Genomic DNA, 19452 nt, shown 5'->3' with positions numbered 1-19452 from the left:
CGGCCCCGGCGACGGGGCCGCTTCGTTTTTGCACTGCTAGAATCCGGCCGGTGGAACACAGCGACAACATTTTCCTGGTCGGCATGATGGGTGCCGGCAAGACGACCGTGGGGCGACAGCTCGCCCGTCGGCTGCGTAAGCGTTTCGTCGATTGCGATCACGAAATCGAAGCGCGCACCGGTGTGAGCATCCCGACCATTTTCGAGATCGAGGGCGAGGCGGGCTTTCGCCGGCGCGAAGCGTCCACCATCGAGGCACTGGCACAGGAGTCCGGCCTGGTACTGGCCACCGGCGGCGGTGCCGTGCTGGATCCGGCAAGCCGGGCCCATCTGAAGAGCGGTGGCTGGGTGGTCTATCTGGACGTTCCGCCCGATGTGCTGTGGGCGCGCACTCGTGGCGACCGTAACCGGCCGCTGCTGCAGGTTGAAGATCCGCGTGCGCGGGTGCGCGAACTTCACGGCCTGCGCGACCCTCTGTATCGGGAGGTTGCCGATTACATCGCCGAAAGTGGCCAGGGCAGTCCGCTGTCCATCGTGCGAAAACTTGAACGGGAATATCTGAACCGATGCGCAGCCTGAACGTGGCGCTCGACGAGCGCGCCTACGACATCCACATCGGCCGCGGCCTGATTGACCGCGGTGATCTGTTCGCCGCGGTGCTCAAGCGCAAGCGCGCTGTGGTCATCAGCAACGAGGTGGTGGCGCCGCTGTATGCGGCGCGGGTGCAGGCCGCGCTCGATTCGGCTGGCGTCGCACACCAGCTGGTGGTGCTGCCGGACGGCGAGGTGCACAAGGATTGGCCCACGCTGAATCTCATTTTCGACGCGCTGCTGAGCGCCCGGGTCGAGCGCTCGACCACGCTGATCGCGCTCGGCGGCGGAGTGATCGGCGACATGGTCGGCTTTGCCGCAGCCACCTATCAGCGCGGCGTGCCTTTCATCCAGGTGCCGACCACGCTGCTGTCACAGGTCGATTCGTCAGTCGGTGGCAAGACCGCGATCAATCACCCGCTGGGCAAGAACATGATCGGTGCCTTCTACCAGCCGAAGGTGGTGCTGGCCGACATCGACACGCTGGACACGCTGCCCGACCGCGAACTGAAGGCCGGACTGGCCGAAGTGATCAAGTACGGCCTGATCCGCGACCGCGAGTTCTTCGACTGGCTGGAAATCAACATGTCGCGCCTGCTGGCGCGCGACACCGAGGCGCTGGCCTTTGCCATCGAACGCTCCTGCCGCAACAAGGCTGAGGTGGTGATCGAAGACGAGACCGAGACCGGCGTGCGTGCCCACCTCAATCTGGGTCACACATTCGGTCACGCGATCGAAACAGGTCTGGGCTACGGCGAATGGCTGCACGGCGAGGCGGTTGCGGCGGGTACGTTGATGGCCGCCGAGCTGTCGCGCCGGCTTGGCTGGCTGAACGACGACGACGTGGCCCGCATCCGTCGCATTCATAAAGCCGCCGGTCTGGCGCTGCGCGGGCCGAAGATGGGTGTGGAGCGCTATCTTGAACTGATGTCGCACGACAAGAAGGTCGAAGCGGGCAAGCTCAGACTGGTGCTGCTCAAACGCATCGGCGAAGCCACGATCTTCGGTGACGCGCCTGCCTCGGACATCGCCGCTTCCATCGAGCACTGCTGCGGCGATGCCTGAACTCGCGTCCTACGCTGCCTGCGACGCCAATTCGCGCGGCCGGCGTCACCCCGAAGATTCACCGCACGGGCGCAGCCAGTTCCAGCGCGACCGCGATCGCATCGTGCACAGCACCGCCTTCCGCCGGCTGGAGTACAAGACCCAGGTTTTCGTGAATCACGAAGGTGATCTGTTCCGCACCCGGCTGACCCACAGCATCGAGGTTGCGCAGATCGCCCGTTCGATCGCTCGCGCGCTGAACGTGAATGAGGATCTGGCCGAAGCGGTGTCGATCGCCCACGATCTCGGACACACGCCTTTCGGCCACGCCGGTCAGGACGCGCTGAACGAATGCATGCGCGACTACGGCGGTTTCGAGCACAACCTGCAAAGTCTGCGTACCGTGGACCTGCTGGAAGAGCGCTACGGCGCCTTCGACGGCCTCAACCTCACCTTCGAAACCCGCGAAGGCATCCTGAAACACTGTTCGCCGGCCAAGGCGCGCGAACTGGGCGAGCTGGGCGAGCGCTTTCTGAATCGCACCCAGCCCACCATCGAGGCCCAGATCTGCAATCTGGCCGACGAAATCGCCTACAACAACCACGATGTAGACGACGGCCTGCGCTCCGGCCTGATCACCCTTGAACAGCTTGAAGAGGTGCCGGTGTTCGCGCGTTTCCGCCGCGAAGTGCTGGCGCTCTACCCCCGCATCACCGGCCGTCGCCTGATCCACGAAACGATACGGCGCATGATTAATGCCCAAGTGATTGATCTGGTGAGGGAAACCTGCGGTCGCATCGACGCGGCCGCGCCCGTCACCGTCGACGATGTGCGCGCAGCACCGGTGCTGGTGGCTTACAGCGAGGCGATGAAGGCCGAACAGCTCGAGCTCAAGCGCTTCCTGCGCGACAACCTGTACCGCCACTATCAGGTGCTGCGCATGACCGCCAAGGCGCGCCGCATCATCGCCGAGCTGTTCGCCGTTTTCATGGACGACCCGCGCCTGCTGCCACCCCAGTATCAGCAGATGGCCCGCGATGACAAGCCGCGCGCGATCGCCGACTACATCGCCGGCATGACCGACCGCTACGCGATGAGGGAACACCGGCGGCTATTCGCAGTGGGCGAAATATAAGCACGCTAATGCACTGATTTGGTGCGACAAAGCACCGTTGTGGTGCGCGTAAAAATGGTGTTGTAAGCACCGGGCGACAGTCCTATACTCCGCCGTCCACCCCAAAAGTGCCGTGGTTTGCGTGCGATTTTAAGACGCGCGCGAATGATGCAAGGCCACCCGAGCCGGTGCCCGCTGATCTTCCGACGACGGAAGCGACTGCGGTAGCCGGCTTTTTCACGGATGCGGCGGTGTGATTTCCCGCAGTGGCGAGCGATCAGAGCGATGCCGCGCGCGGTTGGCAAACGAGTTCCGAGGACGAATGCAATGGGTCTTCCCCATACTCAGGGTCTGTACGACCCCGAAAACGAGCGCGATGCATGTGGTGTGGGTTTCGTTGCGAACATCAAGAATCGCAAATCGCACGACATCATCGAACAGGGTCTGCAGATCCTGAAGAACCTCGACCACCGCGGCGCAACCGGCTATGACCCGCTGCTCGGCGACGGCGCAGGCATCCTGCTCCAGATGCCGGACGCGCTTCTGCGCGACGAAGCCGCAAAGATCGGCATCAAGCTGCCGGCCGCCGGCGACTACGCCTGTGGCATGGTGTTCCTGCCGCAGTCGTCGAATGGCCGCGCCGCCTGTGAATCGGTGGTGGCCCGCATCATTCACGAAGAAGGCCTGAACTTCCTCGGCTGGCGCGACGTTCCGCGCGACAGCAGCATCCTGGCCGAAGCTGCGCGCGCGATTGAGCCGCAGATGCGTCAGGTGTTCATTTCCCGCCCGGACACGGTGGCCGACCAGACCGCCTTCGAACGCAAGCTGTTCGTCGTGCGCAAGCGCGTCGAGCACGCAGTGCGCGCGCTCAAGCTGGCCGACGTGAAGCAGTTCTACCTGCCGTCGCTGTCCTCGCGCACCATCGTCTACAAGGGCATGCTGCTGGCCCATCAGGTCGGCGAATACTTCACCGATCTGGCCGATGCGCGCACCGCGTCCGCACTGGCACTGGTGCACCAGCGCTTCTCGACCAACACCTTCCCGACCTGGGATCTGGCCCACCCCTTCCGCATGATTGCCCACAACGGTGAAATCAACACCGTGCGCGGCAACATCAACTGGATGAAGGCGCGCCAGAAGTCGATGAAGTCGGCTGCGCTGGGCGACGATCTCGACAAGCTGTGGCCGCTCATCGTCGAAGGCGGTTCCGATTCGGCCTCGTTCGACAACGCGCTCGAACTGCTGGTCATGGGCGGCTACTCGCTGGCCCACGCCATGATGATGCTCATCCCCGAAGCCTGGGCCGGCAATCCGCTGATGGACGAAGAACGCCGCGCGTTCTACGAATTCCACGCCGCCATCATGGAACCGTGGGACGGCCCGGCCGCCGTGGCCTTCACCGACGGCCGCCAGATCGGCGCCACGCTGGACCGCAACGGCCTGCGCCCGGCCCGCTTCCTGGTCACCGACGACGACACCGTCGTGATGGCCTCGGAAATGGGCGTGCTGCCGATTCCGGACGACCGCATCGTCCAGAAGTGGCGTCTGCAGCCGGGCAAGATGTTCATGATCGACCTGGAAAAGGGCGCGATCGTCGAAGACGGCGCGCTCAAGCACGAGCTGTCGACCGAATATCCGTACGACACCTGGATCAAGGATTCGCGCTTCTTCCTGACCGAACTGGAAGACATCAAGTACGCCAGCGAGCGTGCCGAATCGCTGCTCGATACCCAGCAGGCCTTCGGTTACACCCAGGAAGACATCAAGTTCATCCTGGCGCCGATGGCCGCCGGCGGCGAAGAAGCCATCGGCTCCATGGGCAATGACAGCCCGCTGCCGGTGCTGTCGGACAAGAACAAGCCGCTGTACGCCTACTTCAAGCAGCTGTTCGCCCAGGTCACGAACCCGCCGATCGACCCGATCCGCGAAGAGATCGTGATGTCGCTGGCGTCCTTCATCGGCCCGCGCCCCAATCTGATGGGCGTGGCTGACAACGAAGACGGCCTGACCCCGCGCCTGGAAGTCACCCAGCCGGTGCTCACCAACGAAGACGTGCTGCGTCTGCGCGACATCGAGCGCCTGACCGGCGGCAAGTTCCGTTCGCTGGTGCTGGACATCACCTATCCGGCCGCCGATGGCGCCGCCTCGATCGAAGGCCACATCAAGCGCCTGCAGGAAGCCGCCGAGAAGTCGGTGGGTGATGGCTACAACATCGTCATCCTGTCCGATCGCGCAGTATCGCGTGGCCGCGTTGCCATCCCGGCACTGCTGGCCACCTCCTCGGTGCACCACCACCTGGTGCGCAAGGGCCTGCGCACGCTGACCGGCCTGGTGGTCGACACCGGTTCGGCCCGTGAAACCCACCACTTCGCGCTGCTCGCCGGTTATGGCGCTGAAGCGATCTGTCCGTGGCTGGCGTTCGACACCATCGCCGAAATCTCGAATGAGCTGCCGTCCGGCCTGTCGACCAAGGACGCGTCCAAGCGCTTCATCAAGGCAGTGGGCAAGGGCTTGAACAAGGTCATGTCCAAGATGGGCATTTCGACCTACCAGTCGTACAGCGGCGCGCAGATTTTTGAAGCCATCGGCCTGAATTCGGCCTTCGTCACCCGCTACTTCACCGGCACCGCCACCCAGGTCGAGGGCATCGGCCTGGTCGAGGTCGCCGAAGAGTCGCTGCGCACCCACGGTCAGGCTTTCGGCAGCGACCCGGTGCTGGCCAACGCGCTGGAAGCGGGCGGCGAATACGCCTTCCGCATCCGCGGCGAAGAGCACATGTGGACGCCGGACGCGATCGCCAAGCTGCAGCACGCGACCCGCGCGAACAAGTACGACACGTACAAGGAATACGCGCGCATCATCAACGACCAGACCCGCCGTCACATGACGCTGCGTGGCCTGTTCGACATCAAGCCGGCCGGCCCGCCGGTCGCGCTGGATGAAGTCGAGTCCGCGAGCGACATCGTCAAGCGTTTTGCTACCGGCGCCATGTCGCTCGGCTCGATCTCGACCGAAGCGCACACCACGCTCGCCATCGCGATGAACCGCATCGGCGGCAAGTCGAATACCGGCGAAGGTGGCGAAGATCCGATCCGCTTCAAGCCGGTCACCGAAGACACCACGCTCGACAAGCTCATCGGCTCGTCGCGCGTCGAAGTCGCGCTGCCGCTGAAGAAGGGCGATTCGCTGCGCTCAAAGATCAAGCAGGTCGCGTCCGGCCGTTTCGGCGTCACCGCCGAATACCTGGCGAACTCCGACCAGATCCAGATCAAGATGGCCCAGGGCGCGAAGCCCGGCGAAGGCGGTCAGCTGCCCGGCCACAAGGTGTCGGAATACATCGGCTTCCTGCGTCACTCGGTTCCGGGCGTCGGTCTCATTTCGCCGCCGCCGCACCACGACATCTATTCGATCGAGGATCTGGCCCAGCTCATCCACGATCTGAAGAACTCCAACCCGACCGCGTCGATCTCGGTGAAGCTGGTATCCGAAGTCGGCGTCGGCACCGTGGCGGCCGGTGTGTCCAAGGCCAAGGCCGACCACCTGGTGATCGCCGGCCATGACGGCGGCACCGGTGCCAGCCCGATCTCGTCGATCAAGCATTGCGGTACGCCGTGGGAACTCGGCCTGGCCGAAACCCAGCAGACCCTGGTGCTGAACCGCCTGCGCGGCCGCATCCGCGTGCAGGCCGACGGCCAGATGAAGACCGGCCGCGACGTGATGATCGGCGCGCTGCTCGGCGCAGACGAATTCGGCTTCGCCACCGCACCGCTGGTGGTCGAGGGCTGCATCATGATGCGCAAGTGCCATCTGAACACCTGCCCGGTGGGCGTGGCGACTCAGGATCCGGTGCTGCGCAAGAAGTTCTCCGGCCAGCCGGAGCACGTGGTCAATTACTTCTTCTTCGTCGCCGAAGAAGTGCGCGAGCTGATGGCCTCGATGGGCATCCGCCGGTTTGACGATCTGGTCGGCCGTTCCGACCTGCTCGACATGCGCGCCGGCATCGAACACTGGAAGGCGAGCGGCCTCGATTTCTCGCGCATCTTCTACATGCCGCCGGTTCCGGCCGACGTGTCGCGCGTGCACAGCGAAACCCAGGACCACGGCATCGAGCGTGCGCTCGACCACAGCCTGATCGCCAAGGCCAAGGATGCGCTGGAAACCGGCAAGCCGGTGGTCGTCGAATCGCCGGTCAGCAACGTGAACCGCACCGCGGGCACCATGCTGTCGCACGAAGTCGCCCGCCGCTATGGCCACAAGGGTCTGCCGGACAACACCATCATGGTGAAGCTGGCGGGTACCGCCGGCCAGAGCTTCGGCGCCTTCCTGGCCCGCGGCATCACGCTGGAACTGACCGGTCAGGGCAACGACTACGTCGCCAAGGGCCTGTCCGGCGGCCGCATCGTGATCAAGCCGTCGGACGCTTTCCGTGGCGCCTCCGAGAAGAACATCATCGTCGGCAATACCGTCATGTACGGCGCGACCGAAGGTGAGTGCTACTTCCGTGGCGTGGCTGGCGAGCGCTTCGCGGTGCGCAATTCGGGCGCCATCGCGGTGGTCGAAGGCACTGGCGATCACGGCTGCGAATACATGACCGGCGGTACCGTGGTCGTGCTCGGCCAGACCGGCCGCAACTTCGCCGCCGGCATGTCGGGTGGCGTGGCCTACGTCTATGACGAGGACGGCAGCTTCGGCAAGCGCTGCAACATGTCCATGGTCGAGCTGGACACCCTCAGCGGCGACCTCGCCAACGATGCGGACGACGACGTGATCGGCGAAGTGGCGATCAACCACCTCACGATGAGCGACGACGCCATCCTGCGTCGCCTGATCGCGCGCCACGCCGCCTTCAGCGGCTCGAAGCGCGCCGCCGACATCCTTGCCGACTGGGCCAACGCCCGCGGCAAGTTCGTCAAGGTGATGCCGACCGAGTACCGCCGCGCGCTGCGCGAAATGGCTGCCAAGGCGGATGCGCCGGCCGCAGCGATGGCCAAGTAACAGGAAACGATTCGAAATGGGAAAGTCCACCGGTTTTCTTGAGTTCCAGCGCCTGTCCGAGGCGTCGCTGCCGGTCGCCGAGCGCGTCCGCAACTACAAGGAGTTCGTGCTGCACCTGAGCGATGAAGAAGCGAAGGTGCAGGGCGCGCGCTGCATGGACTGCGGCATTCCGTTCTGCAACAACGGCTGCCCGGTCAACAACATCATTCCCGACTTCAACGACCTGGTTTTCCGCCAGGACTGGAAGCAGGCGATCGATGTGCTGCACTCGACCAACAACTTCCCGGAATTCACCGGCCGCATCTGTCCGGCGCCGTGTGAAGCCGCCTGTACGCTGAACATCAACAGCGACGCAGTGGGCATCAAGTCGATCGAGCACGCCATCATCGACAAGGCCTGGGAAAATGGCTGGGTCGTGCCGCAGCCGCCGGCCAAGAAGACCGGCAAGAAGGTCGCCGTCATCGGCTCCGGCCCGGCCGGCATGGCCGCCGCGCAGCAGCTGGCGCGCGCCGGTCACGACGTGACCGTGTTCGAAAAGAACAGCCGCGTCGGCGGCCTGCTGCGCTACGGCATCCCCGACTTCAAGATGGAAAAGTCGCACATCGACCGCCGCGTTGAGCAGATGCAGGCCGAAGGCGTCACCTTCCGCACCGGCGTGCTGGTCGGTGCGCTGCCGGAAGGTTCGCCGGTGCACAGCGACGCCGCCACCGTCATCAGCCCTGAACAGCTGAAGGCCGAGTTCGACGCGGTCGTTCTGGCCGGTGGCGCGGAACAGCCGCGCGACCTGCCGGTGCCGGGCCGCGAACTGGCCGGCGTGCATTTCGCGATGGATTTCCTGCCGCAGCAGAACCGCGTGGTCGCCGGCGACACCGTGCCGGGTCAGATCATGGCCACCGGCAAGCATGTGGTCGTGATCGGCGGTGGCGACACCGGTTCCGACTGTGTCGGTACGTCGAACCGCCACGGCGCCGCGGGCGTCATCCAGTTCGAACTGATGCCGCAGCCGCCGGAAGCCGAGAACAAGCCGCTGGTGTGGCCGTACTGGCCGATCAAGCTGCGCACCTCGTCCAGCCATGAAGAAGGCTGCGAGCGTGACTGGGCGATCGCCACCAAGGAATTCATCGGCGAGAACGGCAAGGTCACCCAGGTGAAGACCGTGCGCGTCGAGTGGAAGGATGGCCGCATGCAGGAAGTGGCCGGCTCGGAGCAGTTGCTCAAGGCCGACCTCGTGCTGCTCGCCATGGGCTTCGTCAGCCCGGCCGCCAGCATCATCGACAGCTTCGGCGTCGAGAAGGACGGCCGCGGTAACGCCAAGGCCACCACCGACGGTGAAGGCTGCTATGCCACCAACGTCGCCAAAGTGTTCGCCGCCGGCGACATGCGCCGTGGTCAGTCGCTGGTGGTGTGGGCGATTCGCGAGGGCCGTCAGTGCGCTCGTGAAGTCGATCAGTTCCTGATGGGCAGCACCACGCTGCCGCGGTAAGCCTCCTTCAACCCTCGCGAACGCCCTTCGGGGAGTGGGAAACACCGGCCGACCGGCCGGTGTTGGCGCGAGGGGCGCCAGTGCGCCCGTGAGGTGGATCAGTTCCTCATGGGTTCGACCACTCTGCCGCGTTGATCTCTCCGCCCCTCTCTGACCGCCCACGGGCGGGGAGAGTGGAACGCCGGCCGACCGGCCGGCATTGGCGCGAGGGCCGTCAGTGCGCGCGCGAAGTTGACCAGTTCCTGATGGGCACCACCACGCTGCCGCGTTAAGTCTCCTTCAGCCCTCGCGAGGGCTGGCAGGTCGTGATCGGCTGCAGTACAGAACAAAAGCGGGCTTCGGCCCGCTTTTGTTTTGTCTGCCGTCTGATTCTCTGCCGGTGATCAGGGATTGGTCGGTCGCGGCGCCTTCAGTACCGGCGGCGCGGGCGGGTCGGCCGGGCGGGGCGGGATGACCGGTGTGATCGGGTAGTGCCTGCGCACGATGCGCGGCGGGGCGTAGTACAGATCATCCGGCAGCGCCTGGTCGCAATCGACGCGGCGCTGTTCCTCGCAGCGCCGGCGTGCTTCCGCCCGGGCCTTTTCCTGATTGCGCTCGGCGTCCTGCGCCTGGGCGGCCTGTTCCCGCCGCAGGGCCGATTCGACCTCCTGGCGCACCGCGTCGCGGTCCAGTGGCCGGGTGGGCGCCGCGCCCGTTGCCGATGGTGCGGGTGGCGCAGGCGGCCCGGAGACCGTCATCGGGTCGGTGATCGGCACTGCCGTCGCATTGCGGCCGGGCGGCGGCTTGTCGCCGTAATTCACCACGCCGCGTTCGTCCACCCAGCGGTGCACCGTGCCATCGGCCAGCGCCCCGAGCGGCAGCAGGGCCAGCAGGCAGATGAATGTTCTTCCGTTCATCGACAAACCTCCACGATACGTCAAGGTATCCACACTAGAGTGGACCGCAGTTGCCCGGCGCAGTGCGCCGGATGCGGCCGCTTCCGCTGCGCATTATTTGACGGATGCACCCACTTCTCCGGCCTCCGGTGAGCCGGTGCGAGAACTGGTGCGCAGCAGGCTGTAATACCCCGAATGCTAGAATCCACGCGGATTTTCGCCACATGGTGCCCGATGCAGATCGTCATTCTGGCAGCCGGTCAGGGCAAGCGCATGCGCTCCGTCCTGCCCAAGGTGCTGCAACCGCTGTCTGACCGCCCGCTGCTCGGGCATGTGCTGCGTACCGCAGCGTCCCTCACGCCTTCGCACACCTGCGTGGTCTATGGCCATGGCGGGGAGGCGGTGCGTGCCGCCTTCCCGGACGAAGCGGTGGGCTGGGCGCTGCAGGCCGAACAACTCGGCACCGGCCACGCGGTCATGCAGGCGCTGCCGCTGCTCAACCGTGAAGAGCCGGTGCTCATTCTGTACGGCGACGTGCCGCTGCTGCGCGCTGACTCGCTGGTCAAGCTGGCCGAGGCCGCCGGCGGCGACAAGCTCGCCATCCTGACCGTGCAGCTGGACGACCCGACCGGCTACGGCCGCATCGTGCGCGATGCCGCCGGCCACATCGTGCGCATCGTCGAACAGAAGGATGCCTCCGAGGCCGAGCGCGCCATCCGCGAAGTGAACACCGGCATCATGGTGGTGCCCGGCGGCAAGCTCGCCGGCTGGCTCGACCAGCTGTCGAACGACAACGCCCAGCGCGAGTACTACCTGACCGACGTGGTCGCCGCCGCCGTGCGCGACGGCGTGCCGGTGGTGAGCACCCAGCCGGCCCGCGTGTCGGAAACCCTGGGCGTGAACGACAAGGCCCAGCTGGCCGAACTGGAACGCATCCACCAGCGCGAGAACGCCGACCGGCTGCTGACCGAAGGCGTCACGCTGCGCGACCCGGCGCGGGTCGACGTGCGCGGCGAGCTGATCTGCGGCCGCGATGTCGAGATCGACGTCGGCTGCATCTTCGAAGGCCACGTCGAGCTGGGCGATGGCGTCAAGGTGGGCGCGCACTCGGTGCTGCGCAACGTCACCGTGGCCGCCGGCACCCGTATCGCGCCCTTCTGCCATTTCGAAGACGCCGAAGTCGGCGCCGATTGCCAGCTCGGCCCCTATGCCCGCCTGCGTCCGGGTGCCAAGCTCGCCGAAGACGTGCACATCGGCAACTTCGTCGAAGTGAAGAACAGCACCATCGCCGCCCACAGCAAGGCCAACCACCTGGCCTACGTCGGCGACGCCACCGTGGGCAGCCGCGTGAACATCGGCGCCGGCACCATCTGCTGCAACTACGACGGCGCCAACAAATTCCGTACCGTGATCGAAGACGACGTGTTCATCGGCTCCGACACCCAGCTGGTTGCGCCGGTCACCGTCGGCCGCGGCGCCACGCTGGGCGCCGGCACCACGCTCACCCAGGACGCGCCGGCCGGTCAGCTCACGATTTCCCGCGTGCGCCAGACCACGATCGAAAGCTGGACCCGCCCGGTCAAGCAGAAGAAGTGACCGGCCGCTAATACGAACTTGCAGCGCAGACGTAGAGCGCAGACACACAACGCATCGCAACGCCAAAGGATTTCCCATGTGCGGCATCGTCGCGGCCATCTCCGGCCAGAACATCGTTCCCGTCCTGCTCGAAGGGCTGCGCAAGCTCGAATACCGCGGCTATGACTCGGCCGGCCTCGCGGTGCTGAACGGCGCCAACGGCACCGAGCTGCGCCGCCTGCGCGCGGTCGGTCGCGTGGCCGAACTGGCCACCCAAGCCGACGAACAGCAGCTCGACGCCGCCATCGGCATCGCGCACACCCGCTGGGCCACCCACGGCGTGCCGTCCGAGCGCAACGCGCACCCGCACATCAGCGACGGTCTGGCCGTCGTGCACAACGGCATCATCGAGAACTTCGAGCCGCTGCGCGCCCGCCTCACCGGCCTCGGCTACACCTTCACGTCGGAAACCGACACCGAGGTGATCGCCCACCTGGTGCGCCATCACCTCAAGAGCAACCCGGATCTGATCGACGCGGTGCGCGCCACCTGTGGCGAACTGATCGGCGCCTACGCCATCGCCATCGTCAGCGAAGGCGAAGACTCGCGCATCATCGTCGCCCGCCACGGCTCGCCGCTGGTGCTCGGCCAGTCGGACACCGGCAACTACGCCGCCTCCGACACCTCGGCGCTGCTGCAGGTCACGCGCAACATGATCTATCTCGAAGACGGCGACATGGCCGAGCTCACCCGCGGCGCGATGCGCATCATGCGGCTCGACGGCACGCCGGTCGAACGCCCGGTGCAGGTGAGCCAGCTTTCGGCCGACGCGGTCGAGCTGGGCAGCTACCGCCACTACATGCAGAAAGAGATTTTCGAGCAGCCGGCCGCGCTGTCGAATACGCTCGAAATGCTGGCCCAGGCCCGCTCCATCACGCCCAACCTGTTCGGCAGCGAAGCCGACGGCGTGTTCCGCTCGGTGCGCCGCGTGCTCGTGCTCGCCTGCGGCACCAGCTATCACGCCGGCATGGTCGCCCGTTACTGGCTCGAAGACATCGCCGGCATCGAATGCTCGGTCGAAATCGCCAGCGAATACCGCTACCGCAAGCCGGTGGCCGATCCGGCGACGCTGGTGGTCACCATCTCGCAGTCCGGCGAAACCGCCGACACGCTGGCCGCGCTCAAGTTTGCCAAGTCGCTCGGCATGACCCACACGCTGGCGGTGTGCAACGTGCCGGAATCGGCCATCGTGCGCGAGTCGTCGCTGCGCTTCATCACCCGCGCCGGCCCGGAAATCGGCGTCGCCTCGACCAAGGCCTACACCACCCAGCTCGCCGCGCTCGCGCTGCTCACGCTGGCCATGGCCAAGACCCGCGGCACGCTCAGCGTCGCGCAGGAAGAGAAATACCTCGGCGCGCTGCGCCACCTGCCGGGCGCGGTCACCCGCGTGCTCGAGCTCGAGCCCCAGATCCAGGCCTGGGCCGAACGCTTCGCCATGAAGCAGCACGCGCTCTTCCTCGGCCGCGGCCAGCACTACCCGATCGCGCTCGAAGGCGCGCTCAAGCTCAAGGAAATTTCCTACATCCACGCCGAAGCCTATCCGGCCGGCGAACTGAAGCACGGCCCGCTGGCGCTGGTCGACCGCGACATGCCGGTCATCGCCATCGCCCCGAACGACGCGCTGATCGAAAAGCTCAAGAGCAACATCCAGGAAGTCCGCGCCCGCGGCGGCGAGCTCTACGTCATCGCCGACGCCGGCACCGAAATGGTCGAAGGCGAGGGCGTGCACATCCTGAACATGCCGGAGAACTACGGCCTGCTGTCACCGGTGCTGCACGTCGTGCCGCTGCAGCTGCTGGCGTATCACGCGGCGCTGGTGAAGGGCACCGATGTGGACAAGCCGCGGAATCTGGCGAAGAGCGTGACGGTGGAGTAAGAGCGCACCACGCGCGCTTCACTGTCGATCAACCGGGGCGGTTCAACGCCTCGGGGATGAACCCTTCCGCCGTCAGTGCGCGGATCACGCCACGCAGCAGCACGCTGTTGCTGAAACCCACGGTGTACTGACGTGCGCCGTCGTGGATCGGTACGAGCATCCGGCGCTCCACCAGCTTGCGGATCTGGTAGGTGCGTTGGGCTTCCGTCATGCCGGGCATCGCCGCTTTCAGGTCGCCCGCCTTGGCGATCCCTCTGTGCGCCGTCGCCATGAGCACCCGCTCTTCCATCTGCGTCAATGACTCGCGCTCGCGCGCATGATGCAACGCTGGTGTCAGGATGCGGTCGATGAGATAGCCCTGATCGGTCAGCCGGGCCACCTTGTCCAGTTCGTCGCGCACGCCGGACAGCACGTAGATGCATCACGCCTCGCGTCCTTCCTGCGTGCCGGTGTCCGCCTGACTGAGCATGGCGTAATAGCGGTCGCGGTCGTTGCAGAACACCGCGGTCGGATTCAGCACGCGCCCGCCAGCCCTGACGTCGAAGCCGTACTTGATCATCAGGGTATAGGTCAGCAGCCGGACCACACGCCCATTGCCGTTGCCGAAGGGGTGTATCCACGCGAAGCGGTGGTGGGCGAGCGCGACCTTGATCAGGTCGTACTTGGGCGGGTTAGGCTGATTTATGAAGGTCACCAGCTCGCTCATGTACTGCGGCACCTGCATCGCCTCGGGTGGAAGGTGGTCGGACTGCGAAATCCGCACTGACCCCTGGCGGTAGGCGCCGGGTGTGGCATCACCCTCCCGCTGCAGGCCGCGCACCGTCAGCGCATGCAACTCGCGCACAAGATGTTCGGTGATGTCGTCGCCGGGCGCGAAATGCGCCTCGATGAAGGCCATGGCCTCTTCGATATTGGCCATTTCACGCAACGTGTCACTCACGCTTGCCGCAACGTCTTCCAGCCGGCTCTCGACATAGTCGGCCAGCGTGGTGTGGTTGCCTTCGATGCGGGCCGACCCCAGGCTTTCCAGCATGTGGAAGATCTGCTTGAGCTGGAAGAACACCGGTGCGGGCGTGCTGCCCTCCAGCCGGAGACGGCGCAGATGTTCGAGCTCCGTCACCACATCGACCAGGGGCGAGTCGAAGGTGGTGTTGAGGAGACTCAGATCATGATGGCGGAAGGCTGGCATGAGCGGCCTCTGTGCCGAAGTGAAGGCAAAGCCGTAGATTATCTGTAATCGACGATCTTGGTATCTTCAATGGAGCAAGAAAAATTCAGTCAGAACAAATACCTGAAATATGGATCAAGGAAAAATATCTTGAAAATTTCAGCGCTTTTTCTACAGTTTCTCCCACGCGTATCTTGAGCTCGTGTGCCTGACGTGGTGCTGTTTCAGAGCCCGGAGATGCGCCAGCGCCTTGTTCTCTCCGCCGGTTCACGGATCAGCTTCCGTATTTGCGTCCATGCATCGCACGCCCGCAGCAGATGAACAGACCCCTGTGGCGTCACCGCACTTGACTCGATAGACTGTACAGAATTCTGTCACCTTTCCATTGGGAGCCTGCCATGGGTTTTTCAGCGCGCGACGTGGTGCCCTTCACCCAGGCACGCGCCAATCTCTCGGAACTGGCCGAGCAGGCCAAGGCTGGCGCCGAAAAGATCATCACCAGGAACGGTGAAAGCTATGTCGCGCTGATCGACGCCGACCGGCTGGACTACTACCACCGGCTGGAACGCGAGCGCATCCATCTGCTTCTGCTTGAAGACGCCCGTCGCGGTCTGGACGACATTGCAGCTGGCCGAACCCAGTCGGCCGATGCCGCAATCGCCAGTCTCCAGAGGCGTCGCGCGAAGACAGGTGGCTGAAGACCTTCACCGGGTTGAGCTGACCGACAGCTTCCTGGCGCGCCTCGAAGCCATCGAAACCTTTCTGATCGAAGCCGATGCGGGCACGGCCTTCGACGACCTGCTCGATGACTTGCGTAGCCTCGTCATCCCGAATCTGGCCCGCTTCCCTCGCATCGGTCGGCGCTACCTCGACCACCCGCCCCAATCCGCCGAAGCGCTCACCTTGCTTACCACCATGCCGACGGGGACCGCCGATTCCCTTCGCGAGTATCTGCACGGCGACTACCTCATGCTCTACACCGTGGCTGATGAACTGGAGACGGTCTACCTGCTGACCATCCGCCACCATCGGCAGTTGTCGTTCGATTTCGCGGCGCATTGGCCGGCGGGAAATTGAGCATAGAGCGCCAGTGTCGTCGGGGTGCTGCCTGATGATCACGCAGGGGCACTTGAGTACAGTTCCCTGGCGCGGGGCGCCCGCGACATGCCGGTCATCGCCATCGCCCCGAACGACGCGCTGATCGAAAAGCTCAAGAGCAACATCCAGGAAGTCCGCGCCCGCGGCGGCGAACTCTACGTCATCGCCGACGCCGGCACCGAAATGGTCGAAGGCGAGGGCGTGCATGTTCTGAACATGTCGAAGACCTACGGCCTGCTGTCACCGGTGCTGCACGTCGTACCGCTGCAACTGCTGGCGTACCACGCGGCGCTGGTGAAGAGCACCGAGGTGGACAAGCCGCGGAATCTAGCGAAGAGCGTGACGGTGGAGTGAGGGCTGGGGGCACACACTGCGGGTGTTCTCTGCCATTAATGTCTGATACAAGGTCCAGGCGCTTGAGGAGGGCACCGCTTCAGGCGATCTCAGTCGTTTGCGGTTCAGCAGCTGAGCAGCTGCTCCAGCCCAAAGCAATTTATGCTATTCGGTAGACTAGGCAGGCGTCCGAGCAAGCGCCGCAGGGGCGCCCGGGCTGCCTGAAAGGGCCAATTCGCTTTACGAAGCTTAGTCGGCTCACAATTGACTGGATGTGGCGCCAACACCAGCCTACTAAGGGGTCGCTGCCGAAACTCCCGCCGTCGCGCGCTGGAGCGCTAGTTCCTGTGAGGTGTAAAAAATTCGAGATGGCTCACGCACTGAGCCGCGCGGCTCTCATCCTTATTTCTTCAGGGCTTTGGTCCGACCACCCTCGACCGCGGAGTTCACATGACTACGATTCACGCAGCAGTGCTGCACAAGCTGAGCAAGGATGCGCACAAGCCTGCTACGGTGCAGACTCGCGATGCTGAGCTTGAGCTGACGCCGGCGGTGCAGAGTTTGGTGAACCAGATCAATGACCTGTATGGCAATCGTGCCAGCAAAGGATATGGACGGTTTGAGGACGATGAGCTGACATATCCCACCGCGCCCGTGCTGCGTGACATGTTTAAGGATCGCAAGACCAGCTTTGTCGACGGGACGAAGCAGCTCATGAACGTCCTGGCCGGGAAGGCGATGCAGGCTTCGGCGTCCAAGGGCGGCTACGTACTCATGGTTCATGGTCGTTCGAAAACGGGTGATGACTGGCTGCTTGTAGCCATCATCAACAACGTCGCGAGCACCGCGGTCAACGAGAAGACGCTCGAGATCGAAGAGGCCGTGCACATCGACCTTGAGAACGTCCGGGTCGCCGGCCGCGTCAATCTTTCTGCGTGGCTGAGTGGCGATCCTCACACCCGGTACGTGGGTTTCCTCAAGGCACGCGGTGACGTCGCCGAGTACTTCATGTATTTCCTTGGCTGCAGGCAGGTGGTTCAGGACACGGAGGACACTAAGCGCCTGGTCACAGGACTGAAAGACTTCGCTCACAATGAAGGCCTTGACCAACAGGCCACCGATGAATTCCTGCGACGCGCCCACGGCTATTGCATCGAGCGCAGCAAGGCACGGGAGCCCGTCAGCCTTGAGGAATTGACGAACTTCGCCTGGCCGGCCGAACCAAAAAAGCTACAACAGGCCTTGGCTAGCGACGAGATCGAGCTCAGCGACGGTTTTGTGCCCGACCGTGGCAGCTTGAGGAAGCTGCTGAAATTTCATGGAAAGACGCCGTTCTGGACGGTAGACCTGGACCGTCGAGCCCTTAGCAAAGGGCACGCTGAGTACATTGCCGAGCGCGGCGAACTGGTGCTTCGCAATCTCCCCGATGCATTGAAAGCGGAACTGCAAGCTGAGATGAACGATGACTGATCTGGTCTGGACGGCGCTCGCGCTCGTTGCCAAAGGTTTCACGCCGGCGATGCCGGGTGCAACTCGCGGCAGCTTTTTCGTGGCGACGGAGGCCGACCGGACTGCTGTCGAGTTGTGCTTGAAGGAGCACGACAGGACCGGCTTGGAAGTCGTGGAGGGCGGCGACGCTGTGGTGATCGGTCGTACTGTCACGCTGTCCTTCGATCCAAAACCGGGCTGGGCATCGGTGGCCAAGGATTTGGACGAGTTGCTGGACGAACCCGGCAACCGCATACGAGCTAAGTCGAGATTCCTGGTCCTGGATACCAAGCAATCCTCCGACGACTTGCTCGATCAAGCGACCGAAGTCGGCCGATACATGGTCGTCATTGGCCTCGTGCAGGCGCTGAAGGAAGCCGCGGGATTTCTGGACACGCCAGAGCAGAACCTCGTGTTCATCAGCGGCGGACGTTTCGATCTGCCGGTGAGCTACACCGCGGCCGATTTGCGCAAGCTGAACCTAGATGAGGTGAGGGCGCTCACGACCCTAATCCCTGCCGATACGCACAAGAAGCAGTGTGCCGCAATCTTGGCAACGGCAATCACTGACTTGGTACGCGCTCAACCGACGCACAACCGATTCGCCTACCTACTCGCGCACGCCAAAGAGCTGCGTGCTGCCTATGACCAAGGCTACAAAATTTACGCCGCCGGATTTTCCTATGAAAAGCTGAAGGACACGGTGGAGGCGGCGCGCGTCGAGTTCGCCGGCAAGATTCACAAGGTCCTGTCCGATGTCCAGAACCAATTGCTGGGCATCCCGGTCGCCACGATCGTCGTCGCCACTCAGATGAAGCCGTCGGCCGATTTCGGAGCTGAGTTCATAGTGAACTCCGCCATCTTGTTAGGGGCGTGGGTGTTTGTCGGCCTCACGCTCCTACTGCTCTTCAACCAGTTTCAGACGCTTCTGGTGCTCGAGGGTGAGATCAAACGGCAGAAGGCGCAACTAGAGCGTGAGTACATGGCGGTCGCCGGCTCTTTGGAGGACGCCTTCAAGTCGCTTGCGTGCCGCGTTCTGAGTCAGAAGGTCATCTTGGGCGTAATCAGCCTCGTAGTGGTTTGCGGCCTCGCGATGGCACACTGGGCCTATGCGCGATTGACCCCGCTTGCCTGGGCCAGGGTGACCGGAATACCTGTCGCCGCCGATGCAAATCCAGCATCGGGAGTTTCCGCGGCGTCAAAACCCGCGCCTCCGCCGCCGGCTTCAGCTGTCAAGCCAAGTGCGCCGGTTTCGGCTGCTAATGCCGACGTAGTCAAGACGACGGATACGCAGAAGGATCAGATGTCACCGAAAGCGCAGAAAGCGGCAAGCTCCTCCTCTCGCTGAATCTGCTCGCCGTCAAGTCCTCGGCATCGATCTTTCGCTTAGGTTCCGATGCGAAGGTCTGCCAATGCGGCGGAGCTGGCTTCGCCAATTTTGTTTAAGCAGCAGCGGTCAGACATGTCGCTTCTTTGCTGTCTCCGCTGCCGCCCCAACGGCACTGACTTGCCCTGCTTCTACAGACCACGAATTACTTGAGAAGAAGTGTTTCATGGTTGTGACCTGACAGGTCTTGCTGGTGCAGCAGGCGGGGCCGGCCTACGATGCGTTGAACGCAGACCCGTCGCGCGCTTTTACGGCAGACGAGGTACGGGCAAGACTGGTGGCCGAACACGCGAAGACCCGATGAGTCAACAGGTCGCATTCTCGCCGGAGGCTGTCGACGGCGACGTTCGAATCACCCCATGACAGA

Annotated in this window: 14 protein-coding genes and 1 pseudogene; 12 read left to right on the top strand and 3 right to left on the bottom strand. The window is 64.1% G+C overall.

The genetic code is table 11. From position 1 onward, the window contains the following. The first annotated feature begins 50 nt into the window (after window positions 1–50). From METUNV2_RS0116815 to METUNV2_RS0116795, 5 genes are all read left to right on the top strand, one after another. Complete coding sequence (locus tag METUNV2_RS0116815) at window positions 51–578, top strand: shikimate kinase (RefSeq protein ID WP_018230644.1); 528 nt, start codon at window positions 51–53, stop codon at window positions 576–578. Next, window positions 566–1654 carry a 3-dehydroquinate synthase gene (gene aroB, locus METUNV2_RS0116810; protein ID WP_018230643.1) on the top strand — a complete coding sequence of 363 codons (1089 nt, stop codon included), beginning with the start codon at window positions 566–568 and terminating at the stop codon, window positions 1652–1654. The genes METUNV2_RS0116815 and aroB overlap by 13 nt, the downstream gene beginning before the upstream one ends. Next, a complete protein-coding gene (locus METUNV2_RS0116805) occupies window positions 1647–2768 on the top strand; it encodes a deoxyguanosinetriphosphate triphosphohydrolase (protein ID WP_018230642.1) in 1122 nt (373 codons plus the stop codon). Before aroB ends, METUNV2_RS0116805 begins: the two co-directional genes overlap by 8 nt. Window positions 2769–3074: 306 nt before the next feature. Then, entirely contained in the window at window positions 3075–7742 is a 4668-nt protein-coding gene (gene gltB, locus METUNV2_RS0116800; RefSeq protein WP_018230641.1) for a glutamate synthase large subunit, read from the top strand. A gap of 16 nt (window positions 7743–7758) precedes the next feature. Beyond that, window positions 7759–9225 carry a glutamate synthase subunit beta gene (locus METUNV2_RS0116795; RefSeq protein ID WP_018230640.1) on the top strand — a complete coding sequence of 489 codons (1467 nt, stop codon included), beginning with the start codon at window positions 7759–7761 and terminating at the stop codon, window positions 9223–9225. A 383-nt stretch (window positions 9226–9608) separates the two neighbouring features. Here the strand turns inward: METUNV2_RS0116795 and METUNV2_RS0116790 are convergent, their stop codons facing one another. Further along, window positions 9609–10121 (bottom strand): DUF4124 domain-containing protein, encoded by a 513-nt coding sequence (locus tag METUNV2_RS0116790; RefSeq protein WP_018230639.1) that lies wholly within the window; start codon window positions 10119–10121, stop codon window positions 9609–9611. 213 nt (window positions 10122–10334) lie between these two features. Here METUNV2_RS0116790 and glmU point away from each other — a divergent pair, with 213 nt between their 5' ends. Both glmU and glmS read left to right on the top strand, forming a co-directional pair. After that, window positions 10335–11696 carry a bifunctional UDP-N-acetylglucosamine diphosphorylase/glucosamine-1-phosphate N-acetyltransferase GlmU gene (gene glmU, locus METUNV2_RS0116785; protein ID WP_018230638.1) on the top strand — a complete coding sequence of 454 codons (1362 nt, stop codon included), beginning with the start codon at window positions 10335–10337 and terminating at the stop codon, window positions 11694–11696. Window positions 11697–11772: 76 nt separating this feature from the next. Continuing rightward, window positions 11773–13611 (top strand): glutamine--fructose-6-phosphate transaminase (isomerizing), encoded by a 1839-nt coding sequence (glmS, locus tag METUNV2_RS0116780; protein WP_018230637.1) that lies wholly within the window; start codon window positions 11773–11775, stop codon window positions 13609–13611. A 28-nt stretch (window positions 13612–13639) separates the two neighbouring features. Here glmS and METUNV2_RS20050 read toward each other — a convergent pair whose 3' ends face one another. Continuing rightward, window positions 13640–14011, bottom strand: a complete 372-nt coding sequence (locus METUNV2_RS20050) for a hypothetical protein (RefSeq protein ID WP_198288866.1) — start codon at window positions 14009–14011, stop codon at window positions 13640–13642. A 21-nt stretch (window positions 14012–14032) separates the two neighbouring features. Continuing rightward, entirely contained in the window at window positions 14033–14800 is a 768-nt protein-coding gene (locus tag METUNV2_RS19260) for a Fic family protein (RefSeq protein WP_018230635.1), read from the bottom strand. Between the two features lie 377 nt (window positions 14801–15177). Here METUNV2_RS19260 and METUNV2_RS0116770 point away from each other — a divergent pair, with 377 nt between their 5' ends. The 5 genes and pseudogenes from METUNV2_RS0116770 (at window position 15178) to METUNV2_RS0116750 (ending at window position 19046) form a co-directional block, all read left to right on the top strand. Continuing rightward, window positions 15178–15477, top strand: coding sequence for a type II toxin-antitoxin system Phd/YefM family antitoxin (locus METUNV2_RS0116770; RefSeq protein ID WP_018230634.1), 300 nt, complete (start codon window positions 15178–15180; stop codon window positions 15475–15477). Next, window positions 15470–15856 (top strand): type II toxin-antitoxin system RelE/ParE family toxin, encoded by a 387-nt coding sequence (locus METUNV2_RS0116765; RefSeq protein WP_018230633.1) that lies wholly within the window; start codon window positions 15470–15472, stop codon window positions 15854–15856. The genes METUNV2_RS0116770 and METUNV2_RS0116765 overlap by 8 nt, the downstream gene beginning before the upstream one ends. A gap of 42 nt (window positions 15857–15898) precedes the next feature. Next, window positions 15899–16231, top strand: a pseudogene (locus tag METUNV2_RS0116760) (SIS domain-containing protein); the annotation flags it as partial. A gap of 429 nt (window positions 16232–16660) precedes the next feature. Next, the gene (locus tag METUNV2_RS0116755; protein ID WP_018230631.1) at window positions 16661–17680 is read left to right on the top strand and encodes a nucleoid-associated protein; all 1020 of its coding nucleotides are present in this window, start codon (window positions 16661–16663) and stop codon (window positions 17678–17680) included. Next, complete coding sequence (locus METUNV2_RS0116750) at window positions 17673–19046, top strand: hypothetical protein (RefSeq protein ID WP_018230630.1); 1374 nt, start codon at window positions 17673–17675, stop codon at window positions 19044–19046. The genes METUNV2_RS0116755 and METUNV2_RS0116750 overlap by 8 nt, the downstream gene beginning before the upstream one ends. Window positions 19047–19452 lie beyond the last annotated feature (406 nt).

The organism is Methyloversatilis universalis EHg5, from assembly GCF_000378945.1.
Lineage (GTDB): Bacteria > Pseudomonadota > Gammaproteobacteria > Burkholderiales > Rhodocyclaceae > Methyloversatilis > Methyloversatilis universalis_A.
The sequence above is the reverse complement of the archived record's forward strand: the minus strand, read 5'-3'. Positions and strand labels throughout refer to the sequence as shown.